We start from the raw sequence: 12,005 nt of genomic DNA, 5'->3' as shown, positions 1-12,005 counted from the left end.
TTTATTTGCCAATCTGGGTTGTTGGTACTATGAAATTCTATCGATTGGCTTCCGGTTTTCCGACAAAAAGCGGTTCGTTGCTCCCGACAAAACGGGGTCGTGAACTCCCGACACTAACAGCAGCTACAATATGATGATTGAAAAGGCATTTGAGAAGCTGCGTGAAAACCCAAGTGAACGCTATTTGATTTGTGATGTGGCAGGAAACTTGAAATGCGTGTCATGCCGAGTTCGTAGAGTGTCAGAGACAAATCAGAAGTCCGAGCCGGACAAGCTGTATGTAAAGCCGGTCTACAATTATTACTGGGCAGCCAATGCACCAAGTTAATAAGTGGAGCATGTTAGCAGCAGAGGGTAGGCACTTGGAGTGCTTACCCTCTATCTTTTTGCAAACAAAATCAGAGAATTTAGAGTTTACACCACAAGGACACAGCGTTACAATTCCGCAACCAAATTGAAAGAGGTGGATTTGGAATGGCTGAAAAGCGGTATGGGTTTATTAGATGCTCCACGGATAAGCAAAATGAAGCACGGCAGTTAAAGGCACTACATGATTTTGGCATTCCTGATGAGGACATCATCATTGAGAAGGAGTCCGGCAAAATACGCGGTGCAGAGCGGGAGCAGTATTCCGTTTTGCGGAAGCTGCTGCGAGAGGGCGACAGTCTAGTGGTGGATGCGATTGACCGCCTTGGCCGTAAGAAAAGTGACATTAAATCCGAGGTAGAATATCTACGGAGTAAGAAAGTCAGGCTGATTGTATTGTCCCTCCCCACTACCACGATTGACCCAGGACAGGGGCAAGAATGGGTACTCGATATGGTAACGAACTTGTTGATTGAAGTTTATGCGAGTATTGCAGAGCAAGAGCTAGTTGAAAAAGAGCGGAGAACCCGTGCTGGCATTGAAATAGCAAAGAGTGAGGGTAAGTACAAGGGCAGGAAGCCTATTGAGTATGATGGTCAGCAGCTTGAAAAGTGTTATAGCAGGTGGAAATCTGGAGCGATTAAGACATCTGAATTTCAAAAGCTGCTCGGGTTGAAACCGAATACCTTTTATAGAGCAATAGAAAAATATGAACAGCAGATTGGAGTGAAACCGGCGGTATAAAAGGATTAGGCTGAACAAGTTGAGATTTTGTAGAGACATTGCAAATTTGCAGATACTTGAAAACTGAATATTTTTAGTGAAATCGGCTTTGGGGTGGTTTATCCAGAACATTTGGATACCACCCCATTCTTTTTGATTTTTTCTGGATACCTGTTGGTGTTTTGTTGGATGCCTGGTTTTATGCATTGGTTTAATGGAAGGTATATTTAATTTTTAATAAGTTAAATAAAAGAAATTTTCAGTTGGTCAAATTTATTTATGAGGTGATTTTTTATGGAAGACAAGATCAATGGTACAAAGAACACTGGCATTCAGGATAATGAAGAGATGTTCTACCAAGAGGTAGAACAGCAGGACAAGAAGATTGAGGCTCAAGAGAAGAAGATTAAGCAGCAGAAGAGTGATAAGCGTAGAAAGAATTTGATTATTGCGTTTCTGCTTGTAGTAATCATTATTCTCCTGTTGAGAGCATGTGACAGCCATTCCAACCCCGTGATTGAGGACTTGAGGGAGCGGTTTGGTGTCGAGACAGACGTTGATGCAAATGATGACTTCTCTGAGAAGTCCAAAGAGGAAATCGAAAAGGAACTGAACGAAAAGGTTCAGGCAGGTTATATCAACATTTCTATGAACCTGGCTCCTGAGTTTGAGACTGGTACATCAGAAGGAAACCTGATGATCGTCAATGAGGACATTAACAACTATCCTCAGGTCGTTCAGATCTATATCAAGGACAGCGGTGAGCTGGTTTATGAGAGCAAGCTCATTCCGGTTGGAACAAAGATTGACACCGGCAAGCTGTTAGTTGACCTTGATAAAGGCGAATGAGAAGGCGTGAAGGTTATTATGTGGCTGCGTCTAATGGTCAGAGCGGCATCATGTCTAAGCGGTGGGTAGTCGAGAACATTGATAAGTTCACAAATCTTAGACTTTGTAGAAAGGTACTGTACTTGGTGCAGGATGTTTATGAAAACGCATCAGAAGCTATCATCAACAACATTCTGGCAGACATGAGATCTGCAAACGGCTTGAATGTCATTGCTGACGCCACCTTGTACGGTTTCAAGCAGAGTATGCACGAGGAAGCAGAGACACGTGAGCCAAAGGGTAGCAAGATGTGGGCAATGCAGCAGTTGGCCCGATACGAAACAAGTGCAATCACTGTGTACAAGAAATGCCTGAGGGAAGCAATTTATATGTGCTATTCCGATGTGAATAAAGACAGGCCCTGGATTTCTGTGACTAAGGGTGGATCAGTAGTTGACACTCGATTTTTCTTGGATCAGGGCAAGGCACAGAAGTATGCCGAGCAAATTTGTGGCTGCATTAACACGCTGGACACCCCGGCCTTTGTACTTAGTGCCGTGCAGCAGCTTGGCCTGTCGCTCTAACCCATTTGATGTAGAGGTAGCATTGGAGGGTTTATGTATGGAGCTAAAGAATTTCGTATCAAGCGGTACAGGTGTCTTTACGGTAAATGATAGCAGGGGAGATATGCACATAGTACGTGAGGGTAAGTCATGGAAACTGGTTCCGGCAGACCTTAGTAGATTTACGACTGAGGTAGATGGTGGTGTGGCATTGAAGATGATTTGTCAGTGCAACAGCATTGAGGTCTATGTCATAAGGATTGCTGGTAAGGTTTATAACTGCATTTCTTTGTCGAATGATCGGATCAGACTGGTTAGGTGGTCAGGTCAAATTCATATTACAAAGGGAAATGAAGTGATACCGGCCACCATCGTAAATATTACAGAGGACGGATTTGAGGTGCTGCCAAATACCAATGAAGGTGCATTTGAGCAAGTCACATTTGACGATGTGATATTAGTTCCGACAAAGTGTAGCATACCAAATCCTGCCCGCAGGTACTTCTTTGATAAGAAGGATCTTGGCGAAAGGCAGAAAGAAGTTGCCATGATGTCAGATGAATTTGGGCTTGACCTCATTATGAATGGGAGAGGCGATGCCTATTTCTTTGACAATGTTTATTGGAAATATGACAGAGTATGAGGTGCTTATATGCAGTGCGTAGCAGATATTAAGTTTCATGGTAAGTCACCAATGCCTTGCATTAAGAAGGCAATAGCAGATGCTCTTGATGATGGAGTGGACATGCTCACTGATACAAAAAAGATACTCAGGTTTGATGAGTATGAGCAGTTGTTCCCCACTGGTAAGCAGCTTGACAGGTTATATGATGGCTGTGATGAAACAGCATATTTTGAGACAATCGAAAACTGTTTATTTGCAAAGAGCAGAGGAGCCATTAAGACGGACATAGGTTATTATTTCGTGCAGCCAAAGGGAAAAGTCGAGTACAAGTTGAAAACGACACCTGGCAGCTGGCCAAAAGAGTGGCTTGTTGAGAGTTTTCAAAGCATTTTTGAGGAGGAACAGTGCCCGTGTATAGTCCTGCATAAGACACTTGGCGTTAGTAAATCGACATTAGAATATATAGGGCCAGCAAAGAGCCTTACCAAAGCAAAGCAGATGGTGACTGAGCTTCTGGAGCAGGAAGGAAACTTGGACGAAGAGTACTATGTCATTGACCGCCTGTACAATATCACTGTGATGCAAAATGGGTTTAAGGCTGTGAAAGACGACAGCACTCCAAATGGCAATGTTTGTGACGAGGCAGTGTGCTGGTTATTTGGGTACCGCCTAAGGTGTATTCAACGTGAGTGATCAAAAGCTGTCCTAAAAATATGCTTATCGAAAAATGTTGAAAACATATTCGACGGCATATTCTAGATAAAATATAAATTTTTTTGAAAGGAGCTAACCCATGAAGAAAATCATTTCAATGCTTTTGGCGGTGGTTTTGGCTATTAGTTGTTCAGCAACAGCCTTTGCACATGAAGTGACTACAGATGGTGGAAGTGGAGCTGTTCCGGTAGTGCTGACACAGAAGGTAACAAAGTTCTCTGTTACAGTGCCAACAGTGCTTCCAGTTTATATGTCAGCCACACATGAAATTGAAGTTGCGACAGATGCCAAAATCATAAACAACGGCTTTGGCCCTGTGTGCGTTAAGTCAGTACAGGTCGATAGCCTAAAGGACTGGAAACTAGTTGAGTTTGAGTCAGACTTGACTGGTGGCAAGGTCAATGAACATAAGTATGGACTACAGTTTATGTGGTCGGATGTGCAAACAGATGGCACGTGTGCCGTAGATAATTTCCCTACCATCAAGGGAAATGGCTCAATGCATCTTGATTATGATGCGAATATCTCTGTGCTTTCAGGTGCATTAGAGGAAAACATAGCAATGGTTACTTTCGTAGTTGGCTGGGATGACGGTTCAATTGTAACCGGTGTCCTCGGCGTTGAGTACCCGTGGAAGTACATTGTAACAGCTGATGGCACAGCAACTTTGATTGAGTATCTTGGAGATCGAAGATCTGGTGAAGATCTAGTAGTGCCAAATGAAATAGCTGGGTACACGGTGAAAGCCTGTGCAGCAACTAACCTAAGTGGGAACAGCGTATTTGGAACAGTGACTATTCAGGATAATGTAGAGCTTGCACCTGAGATATTTTATAATACTACAATTGACAAATTAGTCATTGGCAAAAACGTAGTGTTCCAGACGAATTCCATACCATGCGGCAATGAGCTTTTACCGGCACTGAGAACGCCGTTTGGCATGTCGATTAGAAGAACCTATGCGGTCAACTCCACAAGGACTTTCTATTCTGGTGCAAAAGTAAAAACTATTGAAACACACTCTCCGATTACAGTGTATGCAATATTTGGTGACAGCTCCACAATTACTAATGTAACATTCGGGCCGGAGGTCACCACTATTGACAGGCAGATGTTCAGAGGGTGCGTGAATTTGGAGTCAATCACGGTACAAAACAGCCAAGACAATATAACATGGCTGAATGAGCAGAGTGGTGTTTCAATCACCAAATATAATTTCGTAGGATAAAGAGGGACATGGGGGACAGACTATGAAAAAGTTTTTATCATTCGTAATCGCCCTTGCACTGGCTGTCAGTACGATACCGGCAGCCTTTGCAAGTGAGATCGATGCAGAGGGGGCTGGTGGTTCAGTGCCGGTAGTCCTCACACAAGAGGCAACGAGCTTTTCGGTCACGGTACCAACAGCACTTCCAGTTTATGTGTCAGCAGACCATGAGATTTCAGTAGCCACCGATGCCAAGATTATCAACAATAATTTTGGGTCTGTGCGTGTAAAGAGTCTGACTGTCGAGGATCTTAATGGTTGGACACTAAGGAAATTTGAAACAGATTTTAGCAAATCAAAGGTAGACTCCTATGAGTATGGATTGCAGTTTATGGGGTCAAATGTAAATACTGATGGTAGCTGCTCTGTGGCGAACTTCTCAGTAATAAACGGCAATAGTTCATTACATTTTGACTATGATGCCAACATTTCAATGTTGTCAAACCCTGTAGAACTCAACATTGCAAAGGTTGTTTTTGTGGTTGGATGGAATGATGGATCTGGTACAGTAGAGCCAAATCCCGAACCTGAGCCTGAGCCTGAGCCTGGACCTGGACCGGGGGCAGAAGCATTGACTGAATATCCTTGGGAGTACACTGTACAGAGCGATGGAACAGCTAACCTCACGAAGTACATTGGAAGGTTCGGTTCTGATGTTAACCTTGTGGTGCCCAATACTATTGGAGGATATGCGGTATCAAAACTTGAGGACTGCATAGCTCCGACAACAACCAATAGTGCGGGTACAACTAAGCAGTATTCCGATGTTGTGTTTAACAAGGTGACTATTGAAGATGGTGTTACTCTAGCATCAAGAACATTCCGTGAGGCCACAATCAATGACCTGTACATTGGTAAGAATGTTATCTTTGAGAATAGTTACTTAGATAACATGAGTGCTGGATATGTGTCTACTCCATTTGGATATGCCGGAGCGGGCGGATATCACTATATGGTGAAAGGCGTAAACATCAATAGTATTGAAACACACTCTGTAATTCCGAACGGTGCTACATTTGGATATTGTGATGCATTGACAAGAGTTATCATTGGCTCGGAGGTGTCCTCCCTGAACAGATTCCTGTTTAGGTCTTGCTCTAATTTGAGCGGTATCATTGTTATGAATACGGCAGATGGGATAACCCTGACAACTCCCGGCGGGATTGAGGGTAACGGCGGAAATCCGTTACCTCTCAGCTATTACAAGTTTATGGGAACTGATTATGACTCAGATGCTATTCCCATTATCCTGAATAGCAGCAACATCAATATGGTCGGTTACACGGCTGGTGATACAAGCTTAGTAATTCCATCACAGTTTGATTATGAAGGCAGTAAGTATACTGTTGTAGGCATTGGTGATAATACCTTTAAGAGCCAAACCAAGCTCACTTCGATCGAAATTCCGGCTTCTGTAGATTCAATTGGAACAAACGCTTTTGATGGATGCACGGGTCTGACAACGGTTGTATTTAATGGTCAGGTAAGTGAGATTAAGAACTACACCTTTAATAACTGCATGGCACTGACTACCTGTGAACTGCCTGATGGTGTGACATCTATTGGCACAAGAGCATTTTACGGATGCAAGGTGCTGAATATGAGCAGGTTACCAAGCGAGCTAGTGGCAATCGGTGATAATGCTTTCTACAACTGCAAGGCTCTGTCACTGAGCGAGTTGCCTGATGGCGTGAGCACGATTGAAAAGTCGGCATTCGGTGGATGCTCTGCCCTAGCCTTGACTGCGTTGCCTTCAAGCGTTGATAGCATTGGAATTGGTGCTTTTGCAAACTGCACTTCCTTGGCAGTCAATAATATCCATGCTGGAACAACTGTTGGTAACGTAGCATTCCAGGGATGCACTGGTATCACCGATATGACAGTCGGTAGTAATGCTACAATCGGTACAGGGGTATTCCAGAGTTGCACCAACCTGAACAATGTAACCTTTGGTAGCGGTGTGACGATTGCTGACGGCTCCAACATATTTAACGGATGCAGTAAGCTTCAGACAGCTGATCTGTCCGCAGCAGATATTACTACAGCTGGTAAGAGAATGTTCTATCAGTGCAAGATGCTCACGACAGTACAGTTGCCAAGCAGTCTGAATGTTCTCGGCGAGGAAATGTTTGTTGGCTGCACCTCTCTGGTATTTGACTTCACCGGCATTACAGAGATTGGGGCTAAATGCTTCAACGGCAGCACATTCACCTCAGTTGAGATGCCTGATGTGGTAACAATCGGTGCAAATGCTTTCCAGTGGAGCAGTAGTCTTGAGAGTGTTAGCATGCCAAAGGTTGAAACCATTGGCAAGTACGCATTTGCGAACTGCTCTTCCCTGACAAGCGTGACAATGCCACATGCGGAGAACGTTTCAATCGGCAGCAGTGCTTTCTACAAATGCGGTGATATTACTTACACCTACGTTGACTAATAAGTAAACAGCATTAAGGGTAACCCCATCAGTTAGTAACTGGTGGGGTTACTTTTTGCCTAAGGCATTATGAGTAAAATTTTATAAAAATTTCAGTTTATGTGAGCATTGAAAAATGGGGATGCAGTAGGGCTATTTTTGGTGGAGCATTGAGTTGAAATTTGGGTATGCAGTATGTGATTTTGTGGTTGCAGTATGTGGAAAATCAGCATTTTTTGGAAAAGTAGTCCTGAGGTGACCTTTTGGCAATAAAGATATTTTGAGGCTTTGGCAGTAGAAAAAGATGCTCCAAGCGGTTAAGAAAAAGATGGCGTTGAATTTCAAAAAAGTGTTGATTTTCAAGGATTTCAGCGTTACAGTCTCATCCCAATTTAATTTTGGAGATAATAAGTGTGAAAGGATAATAAAAGGCATGAAAAAGACAGTGGTTTGCCAAATGACACTTGGCCGTACCCGTGTGAGCGGCTACACGCTGTACAATCCTGACTCGCTGGCCTTTGAGGAGTTTACCCCTCTTGAGGTCAAGAGACTTATCAGGACTGAGGGTGTGAACGGCCTTGTGCTGACAAAGGCCGGTGAGATCGAGCTTGATGCGGAAGGTTTCAATCAGCGTAACCTGCCGGTCAAGTCTGGTGTAGGTAAGTTCAGACTTTTGAGGGAGGGTATAGATACAGCAGCTACACCCTACTATGCACTGACAAAAGTTGCGGACACTCCCGATGGGCTTGTTTACGAGCTTGTCAATAACATATCTGCAAGATTACCGGTTAAAGAGAAACTGGTCAGAGCACTTTACACACTCAATAGATTGTCAGGTTGTTGGATCAATGACGCAACAGGCATGATTAGATTTGCTGATGGAGTAGAGTTCATCGACATGACAAAGGAGGACACAGACAAGGAGGATGACAGTGGAACCGGCGGTGATGATGCTCCTGGAGGAGATCAGGCAGAGAGTGGTGGCACAGTCAGTGCTGCTGATAGCCATATTTCTGATGCTGACAGCGGCACTGCTGGCATTGTTGATGAAATGGCTGTACAGAAGGCTGGAAGCCCTGATCACAGAGATCATGGTGAAGGCAGCACAACAGACACAGCAGAACCCGCAGGAGACACAGTTCCCGAAGGAGGACTAAGTAACCCCAATTCCATCTTCCCCGCTGTGGTTGCTGTTCCTGCGGAAGTAGTAGAGAAGCTTGATGAGCTGTTTAGTGATACTTCTAATGAACCCGCCACAGACAGTGAGCAAACCGAACCTGAGCCTGCAATGGAAAAAGTTGAACAGGTTCCCCAGGATGAACAGGCTCACTCTTCCCTCTCCGAACCTGAGATTTCCGGTGCTGATACAATTATTAAAGTGAAACCCGAGCCTGATGCAAACCCTGAGAGCAGCAACTCCAAGAAGCCCAAGCAGAAGAAATCAAAGTCCAAGGCAAAGTAAATTCCACTTATTGGCATAAGTCCAATTATATAAATTGACCACTCGACATAGTTCCAAATATATAAACCGCCCACCCTACTATAGTAACTAGGGGTGGGCGGTTTTAGTTTACCTCAGGAGCCTAAAGGTCGGTATTAAATACAATAACACGATAGACTAGATACCCATGAGAGGGTGAACCCTACTTGTAGTCTTATTGTAAGTCTTGTTAATAATAGAAAAATAAATTTTATCAAACGTGGCGTAATACCACTGCTTTTAGGCATGTGGATATAAGCCACACCTTGTTCCCATCGTAAAAAGACTTCCGATGGAGGTATCAAGATGGAATACAGCTATAAATTCCGCATATACCCCACCGCAGCGCAAGAGGAGCAGATACAACGGACATTTGGCTGCTGTCGTTTTGTTTGGAATCACTATCTTGCGTTGCGGAAAGACCTCTATGAGCAAGATGGAAAGACAATGAACTATAATGCCTGCTCCGGGGATATGACACAGCTCAAGAAAACCATTCCATGGCTGAGAGAAGTAGATGCAACCGCTCTGCAATCCTCTATAAAGGATTTAGACACGGCATATCAAAACTTCTTCCGGCGTGTTAAACATGGTAAGAAGCCCGGCTACCCCAAATTCAAGAGCAAGCACAGCCGCAGGAGAAGCTATAAAAGCAAGTACGTGGGTGCGAATATCAAGGTGCTGGACAAGGCAGTACAGCTCCCAAAGCTGGGCCTTGTAAAGTGCCGTGTATCCAAAGAGGTCAAGGGCCGTATCCTGTCTGCTACTGTCAGCCAAAACCCAAGCGGGAAATGCTTCGTTGCCATCTGTTGTACTGATGTAGAGATAGAACCGTTGCCATCTACTGGGGCGGTGGTCGGCCTTGATATGGGCCTGAAAGCATTTGCAATCACCTCAGATGGCGTAGAGTATCCGAACCATAAATACCTGACCAGGAGCCAGAAGAAGCTTGCCAAACTCCAACGGAAGCTGTCCCGAAAATCAAAGGGCAGCAACCGCCGGGAAAAGGCGAGAATCCAAGTAGCCCGCTTCCATGAACACGTTTCCAACAAGCGGCATGATATGCTCCATAAGCTGTCCACCAGTCTTGTGCGAACCTATGACATAATTGCGATTGAGGATTTGGATCCGTCCAATATGGTCAAGAACCACAAACTTGCCATGTCCATTTCTGACGCAAGCTGGGGCGAGTTCCGGCGGCAGCTGGAGTATAAGGCAGCATGGTACGGAAAACAGGTGGTCACGGTCGACCGCTTCTTTCCGTCCAGTCAGCTTTGCTCCACTTGCGGTGCTCAATGGCCAGGAACGAAAGACCTGTCCGTCCGTGAGTGGGCTTGCCCCAAGTGCGGCACTATCCATGACCGGGATGTAAACGCCGCAAAGAACATTTTGAATGAGGGCTTGCGCCTGTTGGCGTAGCAGAAACATACGGTAGGGCGGGACACGCCCAAACCTATACGCTCGGGGACACCGTGTAAGACCTCGCTTGTGCAGGCGGTGGTGGCTGAACCGAGAATCCCCGGCTTTAGCCATGTGGAGTGTCAAAATAAAAATTGATTTTGGTATATAGCAGTAAGGATGTAGTAATAAACAGTTGAACCAATAAAATAAACCTAAGGTGGCAGGTGGTAGCAATGTTCAAAATATTATCAACTCCATTAAGAACCACACGAAACACCTTTAGAAGTAATAATCCTGATTTAGCCTATGTTTACAGTGACTATGATGACATCGGCTACACAGAAGGAAATCATACAGTAATACTGGATCAGTCAATCACAGTTCTTGCAGTCTCAAGTACACAGCCTGATGATTTTGAGCAGCTTAAAAAGTATTTCTTCAGTACAACGAAATCTGGTGTGCTGTGCTCAATATTCAGGCCAGTAGACGATGATGACTGGGTGGAAGCTGATGATAAGCAGTATTCAATGTGTTAAACGCAGATTTAGGTTATTACTTTGGCATTGTAGATTGAGTTCCTTGTGATTTTGTGATATAATCAAGAGTAGTTTATATGGAGGGCACCATTATGGCACGTAAATACATGAAGATTAGGAGAGTAGTCATTCCTTTCCTTACTTTAGCAATCATGCTATCCCAATTATCTGGTTGTGCAGTAGTATCACCTGAGGATATTGTAGATAACCCTGATGATGTGACATTAGTCATTGAGGAGCCGGATTTAGATACAGAGACAGATAAGAATACCGTTGATATTGATGGCAAGCAGTATGACATTAGTGGCACAGCTAATAGTGATGTGCCTCAGAAAAAAGAAGTCCTCCTTACCACAGAAGAACTCCATGCACTCTTTAAGAAAGAGTATGACACAGAGAGATTTGCAAAATCAAATCTATATGCAGACCAGTACAAAGACTTTTATATGAAACTGCCTGCACGAGAGATCGGTACTCAAGTAGATGCTAACGTTTACTCCTATATCGAGTCAACAGTAAAAGGAGCAGGTTATGAAGGCAAAATCCTTCCAGATGACGGATTTGAGCAGTATGTAGCCTGGCGAGAAGCACTTGAAAAGGGTTCCTCTAGTGGAAATAATCAGAGTGGAAATAACTCTGGAAACACCGGTAACACAGGAAATACAGGAGGCCAGACTCAGCAGAAGCCTTCAGGTGGATCAAGTAATAATGGTGGATCCTCTGGCAATGCAGGTAATTCTTCTGGAGGAAACGGTGGATCAGGAAACGTTTATGATGATGCACATATAACAAACACTGTTCCTGATAATGGCGACTTTGGCGAGAGTTCTATTAAGGACAATTATGAGAAGCCATCTTACGAGATCATTGGTTAATGTTAAATGACATTATAAATATAGAGCAGGCAGTTTATTTAGCTGTCTGCTCTATATTTTTGTCAAATCTATTTGTAAATCATAAACCTAACTAAAGTAAACGGTAAATAACCCGTACCTGTACCGGCTGGAACAGATATGGCATACTGTCTCGGGGGGTATCGAGAAATCTCGACACTTCCCGAGACATAGTATGTGGGGGTAAGCAGAATGA

General features: G+C 44.1%; 12 protein-coding genes. All 12 read left to right on the top strand.

Annotated features, from left to right (window positions below; genetic code table 11):
* The first annotated feature begins 130 nt into the window (after positions 1 to 130).
* The 12 genes from KQI17_RS12785 (at position 131) to KQI17_RS12730 (ending at position 11,791) form a co-directional block, all read left to right on the top strand.
* Positions 131 to 328 carry a hypothetical protein gene (locus KQI17_RS12785; RefSeq protein WP_216496593.1) on the top strand — a complete coding sequence of 66 codons (198 nt, stop codon included), beginning with the start codon at positions 131 to 133 and terminating at the stop codon, positions 326 to 328.
* 146 nt (positions 329 to 474) lie between these two features.
* A complete protein-coding gene (locus tag KQI17_RS12780; RefSeq protein ID WP_216496592.1) occupies positions 475 to 1,110 on the top strand; it encodes a recombinase family protein in 636 nt (211 codons plus the stop codon).
* A 273-nt stretch (positions 1,111 to 1,383) separates the two neighbouring features.
* Positions 1,384 to 1,938 (top strand): hypothetical protein, encoded by a 555-nt coding sequence (locus tag KQI17_RS12775; protein WP_216496591.1) that lies wholly within the window; start codon positions 1,384 to 1,386, stop codon positions 1,936 to 1,938.
* Positions 1,939 to 2,060: 122 nt separating this feature from the next.
* A complete protein-coding gene (locus tag KQI17_RS12770) occupies positions 2,061 to 2,501 on the top strand; it encodes a hypothetical protein (protein ID WP_216496590.1) in 441 nt (146 codons plus the stop codon).
* Between the two features lie 37 nt (positions 2,502 to 2,538).
* Positions 2,539 to 3,123, top strand: coding sequence for a hypothetical protein (locus KQI17_RS12765; protein WP_216496589.1), 585 nt, complete (start codon positions 2,539 to 2,541; stop codon positions 3,121 to 3,123).
* Between the two features lie 9 nt (positions 3,124 to 3,132).
* Entirely contained in the window at positions 3,133 to 3,798 is a 666-nt protein-coding gene (locus tag KQI17_RS12760) for a hypothetical protein (protein ID WP_216496588.1), read from the top strand.
* 100 nt (positions 3,799 to 3,898) lie between these two features.
* Positions 3,899 to 5,047 carry a leucine-rich repeat protein gene (locus KQI17_RS12755; protein ID WP_216496587.1) on the top strand — a complete coding sequence of 383 codons (1,149 nt, stop codon included), beginning with the start codon at positions 3,899 to 3,901 and terminating at the stop codon, positions 5,045 to 5,047.
* Between the two features lie 22 nt (positions 5,048 to 5,069).
* A complete protein-coding gene (locus tag KQI17_RS12750) occupies positions 5,070 to 7,520 on the top strand; it encodes a leucine-rich repeat domain-containing protein (RefSeq protein WP_216496586.1) in 2,451 nt (816 codons plus the stop codon).
* Between the two features lie 307 nt (positions 7,521 to 7,827).
* Positions 7,828 to 8,961, top strand: a complete 1,134-nt coding sequence (locus KQI17_RS12745; RefSeq protein ID WP_216496585.1) for a hypothetical protein — start codon at positions 7,828 to 7,830, stop codon at positions 8,959 to 8,961.
* Between the two features lie 324 nt (positions 8,962 to 9,285).
* Positions 9,286 to 10,398 carry an IS200/IS605 family element RNA-guided endonuclease TnpB gene (tnpB, locus tag KQI17_RS12740; protein WP_216496584.1) on the top strand — a complete coding sequence of 371 codons (1,113 nt, stop codon included), beginning with the start codon at positions 9,286 to 9,288 and terminating at the stop codon, positions 10,396 to 10,398.
* Between the two features lie 215 nt (positions 10,399 to 10,613).
* Positions 10,614 to 10,916 carry a hypothetical protein gene (locus KQI17_RS12735; protein ID WP_216496583.1) on the top strand — a complete coding sequence of 101 codons (303 nt, stop codon included), beginning with the start codon at positions 10,614 to 10,616 and terminating at the stop codon, positions 10,914 to 10,916.
* Between the two features lie 92 nt (positions 10,917 to 11,008).
* A complete protein-coding gene (locus KQI17_RS12730; protein WP_216496582.1) occupies positions 11,009 to 11,791 on the top strand; it encodes a hypothetical protein in 783 nt (260 codons plus the stop codon).
* Positions 11,792 to 12,005: the final 214 nt, after the last annotated feature.

This window comes from Oscillibacter sp. MSJ-31 (assembly GCF_018918025.1).
In the GTDB taxonomy this organism is placed as follows: Bacteria; Bacillota; Clostridia; order Oscillospirales; family Oscillospiraceae; genus Hominicoprocola.
The sequence above is the reverse complement of the archived record's forward strand: the minus strand, read 5'-3'. Positions and strand labels throughout refer to the sequence as shown.

Bases quoted from the DNA above. Each gene is read 5' to 3' on its own strand.
- KQI17_RS12785 (WP_216496593.1), top strand. From the start codon at position 131: ATGATGATTGAAAAGGCATTTGAGAAGCTGCGTGAAAACCCAAGTGAA.
- KQI17_RS12780 (WP_216496592.1), top strand. From the start codon at position 475: ATGGCTGAAAAGCGGTATGGGTTTATTAGATGCTCCACGGATAAGCAA.
- KQI17_RS12775 (WP_216496591.1), top strand. From the start codon at position 1,384: ATGGAAGACAAGATCAATGGTACAAAGAACACTGGCATTCAGGATAAT.
- KQI17_RS12765 (WP_216496589.1), top strand. From the start codon at position 2,539: ATGGAGCTAAAGAATTTCGTATCAAGCGGTACAGGTGTCTTTACGGTA.
- KQI17_RS12760 (WP_216496588.1), top strand. From the start codon at position 3,133: ATGCAGTGCGTAGCAGATATTAAGTTTCATGGTAAGTCACCAATGCCT.
- KQI17_RS12755 (WP_216496587.1), top strand. From the start codon at position 3,899: ATGAAGAAAATCATTTCAATGCTTTTGGCGGTGGTTTTGGCTATTAGT.
- KQI17_RS12750 (WP_216496586.1), top strand. From the start codon at position 5,070: ATGAAAAAGTTTTTATCATTCGTAATCGCCCTTGCACTGGCTGTCAGT.
- KQI17_RS12745 (WP_216496585.1), top strand. From the start codon at position 7,828: ATGGCGTTGAATTTCAAAAAAGTGTTGATTTTCAAGGATTTCAGCGTT.
- tnpB (WP_216496584.1), top strand. From the start codon at position 9,286: ATGGAATACAGCTATAAATTCCGCATATACCCCACCGCAGCGCAAGAG.
- KQI17_RS12735 (WP_216496583.1), top strand. From the start codon at position 10,614: ATGTTCAAAATATTATCAACTCCATTAAGAACCACACGAAACACCTTT.
- KQI17_RS12730 (WP_216496582.1), top strand. From the start codon at position 11,009: ATGGCACGTAAATACATGAAGATTAGGAGAGTAGTCATTCCTTTCCTT.